Source organism: Rhodopseudomonas telluris, from assembly GCF_042432815.1.
Lineage (GTDB): Bacteria > Pseudomonadota > Alphaproteobacteria > Rhizobiales > Xanthobacteraceae > Rhodopseudomonas > Rhodopseudomonas telluris.
This window is the reverse complement of record NZ_JBHLWM010000005.1, coordinates 815611-831916: the sequence shown is the minus strand read 5'-3', so window position 1 is coordinate 831916 and position 16306 is coordinate 815611. Positions and strand designations below refer to the sequence as shown.

The window sequence follows — 16306 nt, the reverse complement described above, 5'->3', positions numbered from 1 at the left end:
GGGTCCGGCCGGCGGACGCGCGCTGCTACACCGTTTCGGTCGTCTTCTTCAGCTTGCCGATGCCGAGAATGTCGAGCATCGCCTTCTCGTAGAACGGCTCGCTTTCGCCGCGGCTCATCTTGCGCATGAAGTACTTCTCGAACGCGATCTTGGCGTTGTGCACCCACGCGCCCGATGCCGACCAGTTGACGTTGCGCGGCGGCAGTTGCGGCTGCGCCACGAAGGCGACGCCGCTGTCGCCGAAATCGGCGAGGCACACCGCGTTCCACGTCGCCTGATGCGTGGGCTCGCCGCCGTCGAGGATCTGCCGGATGTTATGCGCGGTGGCCGTCACCATCGACTCGATCATGAAGCCGGTCTTCGGCACGCCACACGGCACCGGCGTCGGCCCGGTCGGCGGGATCGCGACGCAGACACCGACCGCGAACACATTGGCGTATTTCGGATTGCGCTGATGCTTGTCGATCAGCACGAAGCCGCGCGGATTGACCAGTCCGTCGATGCCGCGCAGCGGCGCGATGCCGCGAAAGCCGGGGATCAGCATCGAGAAGCCGAACGGCAGCTCGGCGGTCTTCTTCACCGATCCGTCGTCGGCGATTTCCTCGGCAACGATGCTGCCGGATTCGACCCTGGCGACGCGGGTGTTGGTCATGAACTTGATGTGGTGCTGCCGCATCTCGGCTTCGAGCAGACCCTTGGTGTCGCCGACGCCGTCGAGGCCGAGATGGCCGACATAGGGCTCCGGGGTGATGAAGGTCATCGGCACGCGGTCGCGGATCTTGCGGCGGCGCAGCTCGGTGTCGAGGATGAAGGTGAACTCATAGGCCGGGCCGAAGCACGACGCGCCTTGCACCGCGCCGGTCACGATCGGGCCGGGGTTCTTGCAGAACTGCTCGAACCGCTCGGAGGCTTCGACCGCGTGATCGACATGGCAGATCGAGGCGGTGTAGCCGTCGGGGCCGAGGCCGGGGATCTCGTCGAAGGCGAGCTCGGGGCCGGTGGCGATGATCAGGAAGTCGTAATCCACGACGCTGCCGTCGGCGAGCTGAACGCGGTTCTGCCCCGGCTCGACCTTGGTCACCGGCACCGGCCTGTAGTCGATGCCGCGGCGCGCAAACACCGGCGCGAGGTTGACCTCGACCGCCTCGCGCGTTCGCCATTTCACCGCGACCCACGGGTTCGACGGCACGAAGTGATAGATCGGATCCTTGGTGACGACGGTGAGCGTGTCGTCACGTCCGAGCAGATCCTTCATCTCGTAGGCCATCACCACGCCGCCCAGGCCGGCGCCCATGATCAGGATATGTGCCATCTGCCGTCTCCCTTCCGCCGCGCACCGGCGGCTTCGCGTTTCCCGTGATCCGGCCGCAGCTCGCCGATGCTTGTTGTTGTGGCTGCTTGGTGTGGTTGTGCTGGCATCCGACCGCCGCCGGCAGGGCCGCGCGTCAGGCTGCCAATATCTTCATAAATTCGAATGTAAGAATATATTGGGCGGGATGGCAAGGGGCTTTTGGTCGAAGGCGACCCGCGATGGGCGTCTCAGCCGGCCGCCGCCGGGCTGTTGTCCAGCACCGCCAGCGTGGTGTCCCCAATCTGGCGCAGGTCGGAGGTGAAGCGCGCCGCCAGAGCCTGCATCGGCAGGTTGGTCTTCAGGCATTGCAGTTCGATGCGCTGCACGCCGCGCTGCCGCGCCGCGTCGATCATCGCGGTCATCAGCAGCCCGCCGATACCGCGGCAGCGCCAGTCCTGTTCGACGCTGAAGGCGGCCTCGGCGCCGTGCGGATCGTCGGTACTGGTCAGCAGTTCGCAGGCGCCACGGATCTCGTTGTCCTCGACATAGCCGATCGCCACGCGTCCGTCGGACAGCGCCGCGCCGGCATGAAACAGCACGTGGAAATCCGAGACGTCGGCGAAGAACCGCATCCGCCGCGCGTCCGCATCGAGTCGTGTCAGGTGATTGCAGTAACGGTCGGTGTCGGCCGGCCCGAGCGCGCGAACCTCGCCTTGCGCTGCGATTGTCTCCGTCATGGCGAGTCCCCCGGCGCTGATGATGCGAGCATAAAGAGCGAGAGCGCCAAAGCAATCGGCGCCGACAAGGTGATAATCGCGATTAGGACTTATCAGCGTATTGGTCGGAATGGATCGTGCCCCGGACAAAGCGCAGTGCGCCGCGCAGCGGCGGACTGCGCTGCAGATCCGGGGCCCCGGTTGACGCGGTGCTGAACACAACCGGGGTCCCGGATCGGCGGCACAGCGCTGCGCGCTGCGCCTCGTCCGGGACACGTGGCGAAAGCGTTGCGACTCACTCCGCCGCGAGTGACTTGGTCACCGCGCCGAGCGCCTTCACGGCGTCGCGCGGATCGATCTCGATCTGCAGGCCGCGCTGGCCGCCGTTGAGATACACGGTGGTCTCGGCCAGCGCCGCCTCGTCGATCGCCACCGGCACGCGCTTCTTCTGGCCGAACGGCGAAATGCCGCCGACGTAGTAACCGGTCAGCCGTTCGGCGTCGGCCGGCTTCATCATCTTCGCGCTCTTGCCGCCCAGCGCGCTGGCGAGCTTCTTCATGCTGACTTCGCGGTCGGAGGCGATCACGGCGCAGACCGGCTTGCCGTCGAGTTCGGCCATCAGCGATTTCAGCATCCGCCGCGGCTCGACGCCGAGCGCGGCCGCCGCCGCCAGCCCGATCGCATCGGCGTTCGGGTCGTAGTCGTAGCTGTGCAGCTTGAAGGAGACGCCGAGCTTCTCCAGCGTCTGCGTCGCACGGGTGGATTTGGACATGGGCGTCGACCGGATGTTTTGGCGGGGCTTCGTGCCGTGGCGGTGGTGTAGCAAAGTAGGCACGAGCCGGGCAATTGCCGGTGCCCCACCCACGCATGTCTTTCCGGGGCGCGACCACAGCGCGCGAACCCGGAATGACGGTGGGTTCGGGGCTTCGCCCTTCGCCGTGGTTCTCGGCGTCATAGTGCTGCGCTACATCTGCGATTGAATCGAACGAGGCCTCCATGACCGATCGCAGCACGCAGTTCTGGGACAGGGTGGCGGAGCGCTATGCGGCGCGGCCGATCAAGGACGTCGCCGCCTACGAGGCGATGCTCACCGATGCGGCATCCTGGCTGTCCTCGACCGACGAGGTGCTGGAGATCGGCTGCGGCACCGGCGGCGCGGCGATCCGGCTGGCGCCGCATGTGGCGCGCTGGCGGGCGACCGACGGTTCGGCCGAAATGATCCGGATCGCGCGCGCCAAGCCGGCACCGGCAAATCTCAGCTTCGTTGTGGCGGATGCCGAGCAGGCGTTCGACGGCGCGCCGTTCGACGTGATCTGCGCGTTTCTGGTGCTGCACCTCGTGCCCGACATGCGCGCGACGCTGCGGGAGATCCACCGCAACCTCAAATCCGGCGGCCTGCTGATCAGCAAGACCTATTGCTTCCGCGACATGAATATCCTGATGCGCCGCCTGGTGATCCCGGCATTGCAGGCGTTCGGCGTGATCCCGCGCTTCGCCGTGCTGCGCAATGCCGAGCTGCGCCGCGCCATCACCGAAGCCGGCTTCGTCATCGAAGCCAGCCACACCTTCGGGAGCAATCAGCACGCCCACTACATCGTGGCGCGAAAGGCTGCCAATTAGCCCCGGTCGTTCCGGGGTCGCTCGCTACGCAAGCGCCCGGAATGACGGGGATCGGGGCAGGGGTTGCGTGCTTGGTAAACCTTGCACGACAAGTCATAGGGCTGTCAGCCCTTACCCCTCGTCCCACTGCGGCGCGAAGCCGGGGTTCACGAAGCGCTGGTCTTTCGGCAGCTTGGCGATCATGGCGCGGTCGTCCTGGTCGAGGCGGACCTTGAGCGCGTCGAGGTTGCTCTTCTGGCTGGCTTCGCTGCGCGCCTTCGGGATCGCCATCACGCAATCCTGCTCGAGCAGCCAGGCGAGCGCGATCTGGGCGGCGGTGGCGCCGTGCTTCTCGGCGATCTGTTGCAACTCCGGAAACGACGCGAGGCGACCCTGCGCCAGCGGCGCGTAGGCGGTCAGCGGGATGCACTTCTCCTGCATATAGGCCAGCAGCTTCGCCTGCCCGAGCAGCACGTGGTACTCGACCTGATTGCAGGCGATCGGCGCGCCGATCTCCTCGACCGCCTGCTGCAGCAGCGCCACCGGGAAGTTGCAGACGCCGATCGCGCGGGCGCCGCCTTCGTCCTTGATCCGCAGCAGCGTCTCCAGCGCAGCGCCCAGATTCATATCCGGCGCCGGCCAATGGATCAGATAGAAATCGACATAGTCGGTCTTCAGCTTGCGGCGGCTCTGGTCGAACGCCTTGCGGATCGCGTCGGGCGCCAGATTCTGCCACCACACCTTGGTGGTGAGGTGGATCTGGTCGCGCGGCACGTCGCTGTCCTGCAGCGCGTCGCCGACCGCGTCCTCGTTGGCGTACATCTCGGCGGTGTCGATGTGGCGATAGCCCATGCCGAGCGCGCTCAGCACCGCCTCGTGGCAGTCCTTGCCCTGCATCTTGAATGTGCCCAGTCCGAGCCGGGGGACCTCGATCCCCTGCGTCTTGATCGTCTCCATGCGGTCTCCTGCGTGCCGCCACCCGGCGGCTGCCAATGGGAATGTAGCTCGTCGGTCTCGACGTGCCGTCAATAGCCCGCGGCGCAAATAGGTCCTTCGCCGAGCCGTCGCCCCGTCATCCGGTTTGTTGGCAGCGAGGCTGGTGTCGTCACCGGGGAGGGAGGGGCTGCCGAGGTTGGTGACGGCAACGAGACGTCCTCACGTCAGACTCGGGTGCAAAAGCGGGACGATCGGTGGGTGTTGTTGAGTGATCCATGCGCCAAGTGAGTTCCAGCCACGAAGAGGGCAGCACGATCGCTACTAAATCGAGTCGGTCTCATTTGATACAATTGCTGCGTTGTTTTGAGAATCACTACTGCCGGTAAATTAGTGTGGTCGATTTGCTTTGCGCAGTCATTTCAGCGCAGCCGCCAATCTCGGACAAGCGGGCGAGGGCGCAACATTGGTTTATGGCGACCGGAAGGACCCCCGGGTCAAATTCGAGCAGCTGGTCGACGCCCTCCTGGTCGGTGTCGATGGCACCTGGGCTAGGGCTTGCGGCGTCGCGGATATTTCGGCGTCCGGCGCCAGGCTGGTGATGAAATGCCCGATTGCCGGGCTCAATTTGACCGAATTCTTCCTGGTGCTGACCCCGGCTGGGAAACCTTACCGGCGCTGTCAGCTCGTCCGGGTCGATGGGCAAGTCATCGGAGTGCGCTTCGTTGCGAACTGACGACACCCGCCCCCGACCAACAGCCTTCGGCGCCGGAGCCATGCGGGCGGTGAGCCGCGCGGCCTGTCGCGCCGATCATGTCGCGTGGCGCGGTACGCGTCCGACCGGCCGCCGCAGTGCCTTGGCGCGAGCACCCCGATGACCGTTCATGTGGTTGCCGACCATCCCGACAAGTTGGCTTCGCTGCGGCTGGTGTTGCCTCGGCGGCTTGAGCCGCACTTCCATCTCCTCCGCGCCGCGGAGGGCATGACGGCAGCGGAGGCGGATGCGATCGTGGTCTCGGTGGATATCCGGACCATGGGGAATATCGCCGCCCTGAAAGACCTGATGCTGAGGCTGGGGCGCGCCGAGCGGCGCATCTTCCTGATCGACGACCGGTCCCACGTCGCCCAGGCGCAGGCCTATGCGCTGGGCGCGACGCGCGTGCTGCACAATCCGGTATCGCCGTCGCTGCTGATCGCCCAGCTCAGCGATCAGGTCGTGCTGAACTGGTCGCCGGCCTCGGCGGCCCGCGATGCCATGGGCGCCGCCTCGCTGGCGTCGGCGCGGCTGTCGAAGGCGTTCGCGGCCGTCGCCGGCGGCATGAATGTCGACGTCACCGGCATGGAAGAGGCCGCCGCCGCGATCGCCGACAGCGTGATGGACGACGGGCTGTCGAACTGGCTGGCGACGGTGCGCCAGCATCACGAGGGCACGTATCAGCATTGTCTGCTGGTCGCCGGCATTGCGGTCGATTTCGGCGTCAGCCTCGGCGTCCCCAGCGCCGACATCCGCCGCCTCGCCGTCGCCGCCACCTTCCACGACATCGGGAAGGCCTGCATTCCGCTCGACGTGCTGGACAAGCCCGGCAAGCTCGATCCCGAGGAGCGGGCGATGATCGAGACGCATTCGTCCCTCGGCTACGACGTGCTGAAGGATACGCCGGGGCTGTCGGCGGAGGTGCTGGGCGCGGTCCGCCATCACCACGAATTCCTCGACGGCAGCGGCTACCCCGACGGCCTCGTCGGCGACAGCATTCCGGACATCGTCCGCCTGCTGACAATCGCGGACATCTTCGGCGCGCTGATCGAGGACCGCCGCTACAAGCCGCCGCTGCCACGCGAGGAGGCTTACGAGGTCCTGCTGAAGCTGCGCGGCAAGCTGGAAGCGCCTTTGGTGGCGGCATTCCGGCAGGTCGCGTTCGGCCAATAGGCGCCCCGAGCGGCGGCTCGCCGGCTTTCCGGCGTGTCCGGATTTTTAGCGGAAATCAATGTGTTGAGGCTGCCCGCCGAGGCGCCGAAACGGCCCCTTTCGCTTGCGTCGCAGGCCCGCTTCCGTTATCCGGTGGATCGCCTCGCATGCGAGCGGCCGCGGCCGTGTTTTGGCTTGGCGCTCAGTACGATCCGAAAACAGCCTGCGGGCGTCGTGGCGATCGTGCTTCATCCGGTTGAGTTGCAGGGGAACGGCTCGAAAATGGCCAATGTCGTCGTGGTCGGCGCCCAATGGGGCGACGAGGGCAAGGGGAAGATCGTCGATTGGCTGTCGGAGCAGGCGGACATCGTCGCCCGATTCCAGGGCGGGCATAACGCCGGTCACACGCTGGTCATCAACGGCGAAACCTACAAGCTGGCGCTGCTGCCGTCGGGCGTGCTGCGGCCGTCGAAGCTGGCGGTGATCGGCAACGGCGTGGTGTTCGACCCGCAGGCGTTTCTCGACGAGATCAAGAAGCTGCAGGGCCAGGGCGTGGCGATCTCGCCGGAGAACCTGCGCGTCGCCGAAAACGTCACGCTGATTCTGCCGCTCCATCGCGAGCTCGATGCGCTGCGCGAGAATGCCTCCAAGGCGACCTCGATCGGCACCACCCAGCGCGGCATCGGCCCGGCCTATGAAGACAAGGTCGGCCGTCGCGCGATTCGGCTGATGGACCTCGCCGATCTCGACACGCTGCCGCACAAGGTCGAGCGGCTGCTGACGCATCACAACGCGCTGCGCCGTGGCCTCGGCCTCGCCGAATTCGACGCCGCCACGATCATCAAGGATCTGACCGCGCTGGCGCCTCAGCTCTTGCCTTACGCCGAGACGGTGTGGCGGCTGCTCGACATCAAGCGCCGCGAAGGCAAGCGCATCCTGTTCGAAGGCGCGCAGGGCGCGCTGCTCGACGTCGATCACGGCACCTATCCGTACGTGACCTCGTCGAACACCGTGGCGGCGCAGGCGGCGACCGGCACCGGCATGGGCCCGAGCGCGGCCGGCTATGTGCTCGGCATCTGCAAGGCCTACACCACGCGCGTCGGTCAGGGTCCGTTCCCGACCGAGCTGCTCAACGAGATCGGCGAAGAGATCGGCCGTCGCGGCAAGGAGTTCGGCGTCAACACCGGGCGCAAGCGGCGCTGCGGCTGGTTCGATGCGGTGCTGGTCAAGCAGACCGTGCGAACCTGCGGCATCCATGGCCTCGCGCTGACCAAGCTCGACATTCTCGACGGCTTCGACACCATCGAGGTCTGCGTCGGCTACAAGCTCGACGGCAAGGAGATCGACCATCTGCCGGCCGGCGAGGGCGCGCAGGCGCGCGTCGAGCCGATCTGGGAGACCATCGAAGGCTGGAAGGAACCGACCGCGGGTGCCCGATCGTGGGCAGACCTTCCGGCGCAGGCGATCAAATATGTCCGCCGCATCGAGGAGCTGGTCGGCTGCCCGGTGGCGTTGTTGTCCACCAGTCCCGAACGCGAGGATACAATTCTGGTGCAGAATCCCTTCGAGGCTTAATAAGATGTTACCGAACGGCATCGATCATTGAGTCAAGATGGCTGATTACTATCCGCTGATCGCGCGTGCGATATCCGGCCTGGACCCCAGTGCTCCGGGCGAGCAGCGACGCGCGATCTACGAGCGGGCCCGCGCAGCACTGATCGCGCAGCTTCGCGGCGTGCAGCCGCCGCTGACCGAATCCGAAATCACCCGCGAGCGCCTGGCGCTCGAAGAGGCCGTGCGCAAGGTCGAGTCGGAGGCCGCGCAGCGGGCCCGCGATGCCGCCCGCGCCGAGCTGAAGAACCGTCGTCCGGCGGGTGATGGATCGCGTCCCGGCGATGCGTTGCGGGCATCGAGCCGGCCCCCGGTTCGGCCCGGCGATCCGCCGCCGCAGGTCTCCCGCGCGCCGCTGCCGCAGAGCGCGGCCGAACCCGATCCGGAGCCGCCGGTCCGTCCTCGTGCGGCCCCGCCCGCGCCGCCGGCGAACGAACGTCCCGCGCGCAATCTGCGCGTCGAGCCGCCGCCGATTCCACCCGAGCCGCCATTGCCCGGCCGCGAGCGTCCGGTGCCGCCGCGCCGCCCCGATCAGGGGCCGGCCGCTGCGGGCGCGGATGCGCCGGGGCTGCGCGGCTTCCGCGACGTCACCGCCGATCTCGATGGTCTCGGCAACGCCGCCGCGCAGGCCAATCGCGCGGCGCGAAAAACCTACGCCAATGTCGCGCCGTCGCCGGAGTTCGACCGGCTCGAGCCGTCGATGGAAAACCGCACCGATCCGGATGCGCCGTATTCCTATGACGAATCGGTCGATGAGGCGCAGCGCTATGCGCCGCCGCCCGCCCCGATGCGGCCGCGGCTCGAGCCCGATCGCCAGCCCGGCCGCAAGGCAACCCGTACGCCGTCGCGCTTCCCGCTGAAGAGCGCGCTGATCATCGGCGTCGTGCTGATGCTCGCCGGCGCCGGCACGCTGTGGGGCCCGGCGCTGTGGTCGTCGCTGCGCGGCATGATGAAGTCGCAGCCGGCGACCGAGACGGCGACGCCGACTCCGCCGGCTTCGACCGAGCGGCCGAAGATCACCGATCGCGTCGGCCAGCCGTCGAGCTCGGAGACGATCGCGCCGGTAGCGCAGCGCGTCGTGCTGTATGATGAGGATCCGTCGGATCCGAAGGGCAAGCAGTATGTCGGCACGGTGGTGTGGCGCACCGAGCAGATCAAGGGCGCCAGCAACAAGGGCGGCGCCGATCTGGCGGTGCGCGCCGACGTCGAAGTGCCCGAGCGCAAGTTCAAGATGACGATGTCGTTCCGCCGCAACACCGACACGTCGCTGCCGGCCAGCCATACGGCCGAGCTGACCTTCATCCTGCCGCAGGACTTCAATGGCGGCGGTGTCGCCAACGTCCCCGGCATCCTGATGAAGTCCAACGAGCAGGCGCGCGGCACGCCGTTGGCAGGCCTCGCCGTCAAGGTCACGGACGGGTTCTTCCTGGTCGGCCTCAGCAATGTCGAGGCGGACCGCTCGCGCAACCTGCAGCTCCTGAAGGAGCGCTCCTGGTTCGATCTGCCGATCGTCTACAACAACCAGCGCCGCGCCATCATCGCGATCGAAAAGGGCCCGCCCGGCGAACGCGCCTTCAACGAAGCCTTCGCCGCCTGGGGCGAATAATCAGCCGCGATTGATCCAGCGCGGCTCCGCCTGATTCATCGAGGCTTCGCCATATTGAGCGCGGCTCCGCCGCCGCCTGGATCAGAACCTCTGCGGCAGTCTCAACGCCCGGTCATTCCGGGGCGCGAGCGCAGCTCGCGAACCCGGAATCCATATCCCCTGTGGTCGCTCTGATGCCCGGCGCCGCACCGCCACGTCCCGACGGTCAGCGCCAGTGGTGATGGATGCCCCTTCGCGCGGAGCCCGTCATCCGGCCGGCCGAAGGCCGGACCCGTTGGCGCCCCGCAATGACGTGCGGGAGTTGAGAAACAGCAGGCGTGTCCAGCTTCCTCTGCACGGAGCGCTTCCGCTGCACTCGTCGCCCGTCACGCCCTGTCCCGTTCTGAATCAAATCGCATCCCCGAATCAAAACGCGCCGCGAAATCGCGGCGCGTGGAGGTCGAGTGGAGCAGGTCGCAGTTGCCGCGGCCGGAGAAACCGGGCGCGTTACGGCGCGCCGTGGGCGCCGGCGCGGACGGCGTCGTGCACCAGCGCGTTGGCGTCGGTGATGCCGCGCGCGGCGTTCTGCACGATGATCTGCGCCATCATGGCTTTGGTCGCGGGCGTGCGATGCTCCATCGCGATCTGCTCAACCGCGATATCGAGCACTTCGCGCAGCGTCGCGACGTAATCGGGATCGAACTTCGGCTGGTTCATGGCAGTCATCGATGGCCTCCTTCATTTCAGGTTTGCATCATTGCCGATGCAATGCGGCTCAAGTGGGTCCGCTGGATGAAGTTGCAGTGACGTTACTGATTTTTAAGTGAGCATGATCGTGAACGTCGCCGCGATGATGCAAGAAAGCGCTGCGGCACAATGCTTTCCTGAATCAATGTGAAGGATGGATGGCGCGCGGCGCTGGAGCAATTCCAGATCGATCGATGACGATGCAAGCCGAAGCGCGCCACAAGTGTAAACGAGGCGCGCGCGCCACAGCCGTCGCCCGCGAGACACACACACGGTTGCGGCAGACTCGTCGTGGTTGAGATCGCGATGAGTTGCGATGCGTGTCGCCGGTTCGTCGCGTGCGCGTTGCACGGCGCGTCGCGCTGACGCGCCATCGTCCGGAGCGCCGGACGCGAGCCGGTGCTCGTCGTGCGACGATTGGACTCGCGAGGTCGGTCGGCGGGAACTGCGCGCGATCGAGATGGCGATCCGCTGAAGGGGTTTCCGATGCGCGGGAGGGCGAGGGCCGGGCCGGCGGCGGCGGCCGCTCGCACCGGAGGTGCGGCCGTCCGAAACGCACGACGCCCGCCGAGGTCGCACGGACCTCGACGGGCGTCGGTCGATCGCTTAGGCGAAGCTTACTTCTTCGCCGGAGCAGCAGCCGGAGCCGGAGCGGCCGGCGCGGCGGCGACAGCGGCGCCACCCTGCCAGTACTTCGGGAACCAGGCGGTGTTGTTCAGCACCGCGGCGTGCACCAGAATCGCGATCACGGTGACGCTGCCGAGCAGCAGCGGCAGGCCGACGGTCGGATTCACGACGGTCCAGATACGTCCTTGATTCATGTCCGATCTCCCTTAGTGCAGCCAGGGCGAGTAAACATAGGCCAGGAAATGGGCCACGATGGCGATCGCGCCGAAAATGCGCGTGCCGTCGATCACATGCTTGTGGATCTCTTCCGACTCCGCGATCGTCAGACCGGTCGGCCAGACCTTGTTGGGATCGTCTGCCATAATAACCTCCTCAGAGATTCAAATTCGTGCTGAACCCGCACGCGAGTGCCGCGAGCAGCAACCGGACCGAGTACACCGCCGGTCGGATCGATGGCGGCCCCCTGGGCTCGCCACGCTGCCGTCGGGGCGCTAGTCCCGGCTGAGACCTCCGTTGTGGTCCACCAGCAGCTGCTGGCCGGTCCCGTTCACGGTGTTCTCTCGCTTGGTCAAATTATCGTGACACTGTTCTTTGTCAACTTGACATGACACTACAGACTGTCCGGTTCATTCCGGACAGCATGAGGGGATCGCTGGCTGCGGGCCAGAGCGGGCCGTCTGGGCGCCCGAAACGGCAAGGGCCCGGCCTTGCGGCCGAGCCCTTTGAAGAGCGTTCAAGCTTATGGAAGAAGGACCGAGCGCGTTACGCCGCGCTCTTCTTCGCCCGCATCAGGTCGCTGAAGCGGCGGAACAGATAGTGCGAGTCCCGCGGACCGGGCGAGGCCTCGGGGTGATACTGCACCGAGAACACCGGCTTGTCGGCGAGCGCGATGCCGCAATTGCTCTCGTCGAACAGCGACACGTGGGTCTGCTGCACGTTGCCCGGCAGGGTCGATTTGTCGACCGCGAAGCCGTGGTTCATCGAGGTGATCTCGACCTTGCCGGTGGTGAGATCCTTGACCGGATGATTGGCGCCGTGATGGCCCTGATGCATCTTCACGGTCTTGCCGCCCAGCGCGAGGCCGAGCATCTGGTGGCCGAGGCAGATGCCGAAGGTCGGCACGCCGGAGCTGATCACCTGCTGGATCACCGGCACCGCATATTTGCCGGTCGCGGCCGGGTCGCCCGGGCCGTTGGACAGGAACACGCCGTCCGGCTTCATCGCCAGAATGTCTTCGGCCGAGGTGGTGGCGGGCACCACCGTGACCTTGCAGCCTTCGCCGGCGAGCAGCCGCAGGATGTTGCGCTTGATGCCGTAGTCGATCGCCACGACGTTGAACTCGGGCTTGTCCTGCCGGCCAAAACCCTCGCCCCACGCCCACGGCGTCTCGTCCCAGGTGAAGCGCTGGCCGGAGGTGACCATCGGCACCAGGTCCATGCCCTCGAGGCCCGGCCATTCGCGGGCTTCTTCCTTGAGCGCGTGCAGGTCGAATTCGCCGGTCGGCGAATGCGCGATCACCGCGTTGGGCATGCCCTTGCTGCGGATCAGCGCGGTCAGCGCCCGGGTGTCGATGCCCGACAGGCCGATGATGCCGCGTGCCTTGAGCCAGGCGTCGAGATGCTTGGACGAGCGATAATTCGACGGGTCGGTGATGGCGTCGCGCAGGATGACGCCGCGCGCGCCCGGCGTCGCCGCCATGTTCACCGTCTCGATATCCTCGTCGTTGGTGCCGACGTTGCCGATATGCGGGAAGGTGAAGGTGATGAGCTGCCCGGCATAGGACGGATCGGTGAGGATCTCCTCGTAGCCGGTCATCGCGGTGTTGAAGCAGACCTCGCCCACGGCGGAGCCGACGGCGCCGAGACCGAAGCCTTCGAACACCGTGCCATCGGCGAGCACGAGCAGCGCGGTCGGTTTGTGGTCCGGCCAGGCGGGATTGGATGCTGAATTGGTCATGAGCGCATTACATAGTCGCGGCGGGCGGCGGCGTCAAAGCGCTCCGCCCGCCAAATTGTGCGCATTTGGACGATATTTGACAGGGATTTTGCCGGCCTTAGCTTCGCCGGCCTGCGTCGGTCCGAATCGTGCGCACAGGGAGGTTCCATGGACACATCGTTGCCGATCGTGCTGATCCCCGGCCTGGGCGGTTCGCCCCGGATCTACGCGCCGGTGCTGCCCGCGCTGTGGGCGTTCGGCCCGGTGACCGTGGCGAACCATATCCGCGACGACAGTATGGGCGCGATCGCCCGCCGGATCCTGTCCGAAGCGCCGCCGCGATTTGCGCTCGGGGGCCATTCGATGGGCGGCTACATCGCGTTCGAGATCCTGCGCCAGGCGCCCGAGCGGGTGGCGAAGCTGGCGCTGATCAACACCCAGGCCCGGCCCGACAGCCCGGAAGCGTCCGCGCGCCGCACCCGGCAGATCGGCGAGGCCAATGCGGGCCGGCTGCACGGCGTGCTCGACGAGCTGTATCCCGGCTTCGTGCATCCGTCGCGCGCCGACGACCACGGGCTGCGCGAGATCGTGCATGCGATGGGCGACGATGTCGGCGGCGGCGGCTTCGCAAGGCAGCAGCGCGCCATCATCGCCCGCATCGACTCGCGGCCGACGCTGGCGACCATCACCTGCCCGACGCTGGTGCTGAGCGGCGACACCGACAACACCATTCCGAACAGCCTGTCGCAGGAGATGGCCGACGGCATCAAAGGCGCCAGGCTGGTGATCATCCCCGATTGCGGCCATCTTCCGCAGATCGAGCAGCCCGACGCCACCGCGGCGGCGCTCGCCGACTGGCTGCGCAACTGAGTTGTTTCGGGCGGCCGAACCGCCTACATCAGGCGCCGTAAACGCCATTTGCCGTCATTGCGAGCGAAGCGAAGCAATCCAGCGCCAAGCGCAGCATGGATTGCTTCGTCGCTTCGCTCCTCGCAATGACGAAGACATCAAGGAGCCCGAGAATGCTGCGCGACGACATCAACACCGCCGTGAAGGAGGCGATGAAGGCCAAGGACGAGCGCAAGCTGTCCACGCTGCGGATGATGAACTCGGCGATCAAGAACGCCGACATCGAGGCCCGCGGCCAGAGCAAGCCGCCGCTCGGCGACACCGAGCTGTTGTCGCTGTTCCAGAAGATGATCAAGCAGCGCCAGGAGTCCGTCGAGCTTTACGAGAAGGGCGGCCGCGCCGAACTCGCCGAGCAGGAGCGCGGTGAGATCGCCGTGATCCAGGCCTATCTGCCGCAGCAGATGTCGGACGCCGACGTCAACGCCGCGATCGCCGCGATCATCACCGAGACCGGCGCCGCCGGCATCAAGGACATGGGCAAGGTGATCGGCGCGCTGAAGGCGAAGTACGCCGGCCAGATGGATTTCGGCAAGGCCAGCGGCCTGGTGAAGGCGGCGCTGAGCGGTTAGTTAGTCGTCGAGCAGCAGCTTCGTCGCTAACCCCATCCGCCGTCATTCCGGGGCGCGCGCAGCGCGAACCCGGAATCTCGATCGGTTCTGCGACTCCGGCGTTTCCACAACTTCTGGATTCCGGGGTCGCCCGCAAGTGCGGGCGCCCCGGAATGACGGCGCTTGAGGCTGAAGGCCTTTCGACCGTCATTGCGAGCGCAGCGAAGCAATCCAGCGCCTTGCACGGAGCTGGATTGCTTCGTCGCTGCGCTCCTCGCAATGACGGGGTGATACCTCGCGCGCCTCTCAATGCCCCATCACCGGCTTGGCGCTGCGGTCGACGCTGCGCAGCGACAGCGCCAGCGGAATCATCGCGGCGGCGATCAGGCCGAGGGCGACGAACACGTCCAGATAGGCGAGCAGCGCGGCCTGGTTCTGGACCATCTGGGCGACGATCGCCATCGCGCTGCCGGACTTGCTGCCGGTGGCGTTCTGGGTGCCGAGATAGCCCTGGATCTGCGCCAGCGTGTCGTGCAGCACCGGATTCCACGACCCGACGTGTTCGCTCAGCCGGCTCTGGTGAAACTGCTCGCGCCGCGCCAGCACGGTCTGGCTGATCGAGACGCCGATCGAGCCGCCGAAATTGCGCGCCAGGTTGATCAGCGCCGAGGCCTGGTCGGTCTTGTTCGGCGGAATGCCGTCATAGGACGCGGTGGTGATCGGTATGAAGATCAGCGGCAGGCCGATGCCGAGATAGATCCGCGACAGCGCGAAGAACCAGTAGTCGGCGTCCGGCGACATCCGCATCAGGTCGAGCATCGCGCCGCCGGCGATGGCGGCGCCGAGCGCGATCAGCCAGCGCGGCTGCACCGAGCTGCCGAGCCGGCCGACCACCACCATCATCACCATCGTCACCAGCCCGCCGGGCGAGATCACCAGACCCGCGAGCGTTGCGGTGTAGCCGAATCGCTCCTGCAGCAGCTGCGGCACGATCTGCGTGGTGGCGATCAGGAGCGCGCCGGTCGCCAGCATGATCAGGAAGCAGGTGCCGAACTGTCGGCCGGTCAGCATCCGGACGTCGATCAGCGGCCGCTCGCGCGACAGCTCCCACGGCACGAAGGCGATCAGCGCCGCGGCTGAAATGATCGCGAAGGTGACGATGAAGGTCGAGCCGAACCAGTCGTCGACCTGGCCGCGGTCGAGCACGACTTCGAGTGCGCCGAGAAACGTCGCCACCAACGCGAAGCCGACGAAGTCGAAATTCAGCCCCTTGGCCCACAGCCTGGCGCGCTCCTGCCGCTGCTTCTCGGACGAGGGAATGATCAGATAGATCAGCGCCAGCGTGATCACGCCGACCGGCACGTTGATCAGGAAGCACCAGTGCCACGACAGGTTGTCGCTGAGCCAGCCGCCCAGCGTCGGCCCGACCACCGGCGCGACGACGACTGCGATGCCGTAGAGCGCGAAGCCCTGGCCGCGCTTGGCCGGCGGAAACGCCGCCGCGAGGATCGACTGCGCCACCGGCGTCATGCCGCCGCCGGCGAGCCCCTGCATGATCCGGAACACCAGCAGCGATTGCAGATTCCACGCGAAGCCGCACAGCAGCGAGCTGACCGTGAACAGCGCGATGCACACCAGAAAGAAATTCTTGCGGCCGAACATCTGGGCGATCCAGCCCGATGCGCACAGCACGATCGAATTGGCGACCAGATAGGTCGTCACCACCCACGACGCCTCGTCGCCCGACACCGCGAGGCCGCCGGCGATGTAGCGCAGCGCGACGTTGGCGATGGTGGTGTCGAGCACTTCCATGAAGGTCGCGACCGACACCAGCACCGCGATCAGCCAGGGATTGGCGCCGCCATATTCGCCTTCGCTCTCGGCCATCGCCGGATGCCT

General features: G+C 66.7%; 16 protein-coding genes. 7 read left to right on the top strand and 9 right to left on the bottom strand.

Annotated features, from left to right (window positions below; all coding sequences use genetic code 11):
* Window positions 1-25: 25 nt before the first annotated feature.
* The 3 genes from ACFFJ6_RS15420 to ybaK form a co-directional block, all read right to left on the bottom strand.
* Window positions 26-1312 (bottom strand): NAD(P)/FAD-dependent oxidoreductase, encoded by a 1287-nt coding sequence (locus ACFFJ6_RS15420; RefSeq protein ID WP_378389199.1) that lies wholly within the window; start codon window positions 1310-1312, stop codon window positions 26-28.
* Window positions 1313-1539: 227 nt separating this feature from the next.
* On the bottom strand, window positions 1540-2028 hold the full coding sequence (locus tag ACFFJ6_RS15415) for a GNAT family N-acetyltransferase (protein ID WP_378389197.1): 489 nt from the start codon (window positions 2026-2028) through the stop codon (window positions 1540-1542).
* Window positions 2029-2302: 274 nt separating this feature from the next.
* The gene (gene ybaK / locus ACFFJ6_RS15410) at window positions 2303-2779 is read right to left on the bottom strand and encodes a Cys-tRNA(Pro) deacylase (protein WP_378389195.1); all 477 of its coding nucleotides are present in this window, start codon (window positions 2777-2779) and stop codon (window positions 2303-2305) included.
* 224 nt (window positions 2780-3003) lie between these two features.
* Between ybaK and ACFFJ6_RS15405 the strand changes: the two genes are divergently transcribed.
* Complete coding sequence (locus ACFFJ6_RS15405; protein WP_378389193.1) at window positions 3004-3627, top strand: class I SAM-dependent methyltransferase; 624 nt, start codon at window positions 3004-3006, stop codon at window positions 3625-3627.
* 111 nt (window positions 3628-3738) lie between these two features.
* Here ACFFJ6_RS15405 and ACFFJ6_RS15400 read toward each other — a convergent pair whose 3' ends face one another.
* The gene (locus tag ACFFJ6_RS15400) at window positions 3739-4563 is read right to left on the bottom strand and encodes an aldo/keto reductase (protein ID WP_378389191.1); all 825 of its coding nucleotides are present in this window, start codon (window positions 4561-4563) and stop codon (window positions 3739-3741) included.
* 385 nt (window positions 4564-4948) lie between these two features.
* On the opposite strand from ACFFJ6_RS15400, the gene ACFFJ6_RS15395 reads away from it, so the two are divergent.
* The 4 genes from ACFFJ6_RS15395 to ACFFJ6_RS15380 all read left to right on the top strand — a co-directional run bounded on the left by ACFFJ6_RS15395 (window position 4949) and on the right by ACFFJ6_RS15380 (window position 9662).
* On the top strand, window positions 4949-5275 hold the full coding sequence (locus ACFFJ6_RS15395) for a PilZ domain-containing protein (RefSeq protein ID WP_378389189.1): 327 nt from the start codon (window positions 4949-4951) through the stop codon (window positions 5273-5275).
* Between the two features lie 138 nt (window positions 5276-5413).
* Complete coding sequence (locus ACFFJ6_RS15390) at window positions 5414-6466, top strand: HD-GYP domain-containing protein (protein WP_378389187.1); 1053 nt, start codon at window positions 5414-5416, stop codon at window positions 6464-6466.
* A 261-nt stretch (window positions 6467-6727) separates the two neighbouring features.
* Window positions 6728-8020 (top strand): adenylosuccinate synthase, encoded by a 1293-nt coding sequence (locus tag ACFFJ6_RS15385; protein WP_378389185.1) that lies wholly within the window; start codon window positions 6728-6730, stop codon window positions 8018-8020.
* Window positions 8021-8057: 37 nt separating this feature from the next.
* Window positions 8058-9662: a hypothetical protein gene (locus ACFFJ6_RS15380; protein WP_378389183.1), complete on the top strand. Its 1605-nt coding sequence runs from the start codon at window positions 8058-8060 to the stop codon at window positions 9660-9662.
* A 486-nt stretch (window positions 9663-10148) separates the two neighbouring features.
* On the opposite strand, the gene ACFFJ6_RS15375 is transcribed toward ACFFJ6_RS15380, so the two are convergent.
* The 4 genes from ACFFJ6_RS15375 to carA form a co-directional block, all read right to left on the bottom strand.
* The gene (locus ACFFJ6_RS15375; RefSeq protein ID WP_054161531.1) at window positions 10149-10367 is read right to left on the bottom strand and encodes a hypothetical protein; all 219 of its coding nucleotides are present in this window, start codon (window positions 10365-10367) and stop codon (window positions 10149-10151) included.
* A gap of 638 nt (window positions 10368-11005) precedes the next feature.
* Window positions 11006-11209 (bottom strand): light-harvesting protein, encoded by a 204-nt coding sequence (locus tag ACFFJ6_RS15370; protein ID WP_054161530.1) that lies wholly within the window; start codon window positions 11207-11209, stop codon window positions 11006-11008.
* 12 nt (window positions 11210-11221) lie between these two features.
* Entirely contained in the window at window positions 11222-11377 is a 156-nt protein-coding gene (gene pufB, locus ACFFJ6_RS15365) for a light-harvesting antenna LH1, beta subunit (RefSeq protein ID WP_011440233.1), read from the bottom strand.
* Window positions 11378-11777: 400 nt separating this feature from the next.
* Window positions 11778-12971: a glutamine-hydrolyzing carbamoyl-phosphate synthase small subunit gene (gene carA, locus ACFFJ6_RS15360; protein ID WP_378389180.1), complete on the bottom strand. Its 1194-nt coding sequence runs from the start codon at window positions 12969-12971 to the stop codon at window positions 11778-11780.
* Between the two features lie 147 nt (window positions 12972-13118).
* Here carA and ACFFJ6_RS15355 point away from each other — a divergent pair, with 147 nt between their 5' ends.
* Window positions 13119-13820 carry an alpha/beta fold hydrolase gene (locus tag ACFFJ6_RS15355; RefSeq protein ID WP_378389178.1) on the top strand — a complete coding sequence of 234 codons (702 nt, stop codon included), beginning with the start codon at window positions 13119-13121 and terminating at the stop codon, window positions 13818-13820.
* 152 nt (window positions 13821-13972) lie between these two features.
* On the top strand, window positions 13973-14428 hold the full coding sequence (locus tag ACFFJ6_RS15350; RefSeq protein ID WP_378389176.1) for a GatB/YqeY domain-containing protein: 456 nt from the start codon (window positions 13973-13975) through the stop codon (window positions 14426-14428).
* Between the two features lie 285 nt (window positions 14429-14713).
* Here the strand turns inward: ACFFJ6_RS15350 and ACFFJ6_RS15345 are convergent, their stop codons facing one another.
* Window positions 14714-16294: a DHA2 family efflux MFS transporter permease subunit gene (locus tag ACFFJ6_RS15345; RefSeq protein WP_378389174.1), complete on the bottom strand. Its 1581-nt coding sequence runs from the start codon at window positions 16292-16294 to the stop codon at window positions 14714-14716.
* Window positions 16295-16306 lie beyond the last annotated feature (12 nt).

Bases quoted from the DNA above. Each gene is read 5' to 3' on its own strand.
- ACFFJ6_RS15385 (WP_378389185.1), top strand. From the start codon at position 6,728: ATGGCCAATGTCGTCGTGGTCGGCGCCCAATGGGGCGACGAGGGCAAG.
- ACFFJ6_RS15380 (WP_378389183.1), top strand. From the start codon at position 8,058: ATGGCTGATTACTATCCGCTGATCGCGCGTGCGATATCCGGCCTGGAC.
- ACFFJ6_RS15420 (WP_378389199.1), bottom strand. From the start codon at position 1,312: ATGGCACATATCCTGATCATGGGCGCCGGCCTGGGCGGCGTGGTGATG.
- ACFFJ6_RS15405 (WP_378389193.1), top strand. From the start codon at position 3,004: ATGACCGATCGCAGCACGCAGTTCTGGGACAGGGTGGCGGAGCGCTAT.
- ybaK (WP_378389195.1), bottom strand. From the start codon at position 2,779: ATGTCCAAATCCACCCGTGCGACGCAGACGCTGGAGAAGCTCGGCGTC.
- ACFFJ6_RS15370 (WP_054161530.1), bottom strand. From the start codon at position 11,209: ATGAATCAAGGACGTATCTGGACCGTCGTGAATCCGACCGTCGGCCTG.
- carA (WP_378389180.1), bottom strand. From the start codon at position 12,971: ATGACCAATTCAGCATCCAATCCCGCCTGGCCGGACCACAAACCGACC.
- ACFFJ6_RS15350 (WP_378389176.1), top strand. From the start codon at position 13,973: ATGCTGCGCGACGACATCAACACCGCCGTGAAGGAGGCGATGAAGGCC.
- ACFFJ6_RS15345 (WP_378389174.1), bottom strand. From the start codon at position 16,294: ATGGCCGAGAGCGAAGGCGAATATGGCGGCGCCAATCCCTGGCTGATC.
- ACFFJ6_RS15355 (WP_378389178.1), top strand. From the start codon at position 13,119: ATGGACACATCGTTGCCGATCGTGCTGATCCCCGGCCTGGGCGGTTCG.
- pufB (WP_011440233.1), bottom strand. From the start codon at position 11,377: ATGGCAGACGATCCCAACAAGGTCTGGCCGACCGGTCTGACGATCGCG.
- ACFFJ6_RS15415 (WP_378389197.1), bottom strand. From the start codon at position 2,028: ATGACGGAGACAATCGCAGCGCAAGGCGAGGTTCGCGCGCTCGGGCCG.
- ACFFJ6_RS15390 (WP_378389187.1), top strand. From the start codon at position 5,414: ATGACCGTTCATGTGGTTGCCGACCATCCCGACAAGTTGGCTTCGCTG.
- ACFFJ6_RS15375 (WP_054161531.1), bottom strand. From the start codon at position 10,367: ATGACTGCCATGAACCAGCCGAAGTTCGATCCCGATTACGTCGCGACG.
- ACFFJ6_RS15400 (WP_378389191.1), bottom strand. From the start codon at position 4,563: ATGGAGACGATCAAGACGCAGGGGATCGAGGTCCCCCGGCTCGGACTG.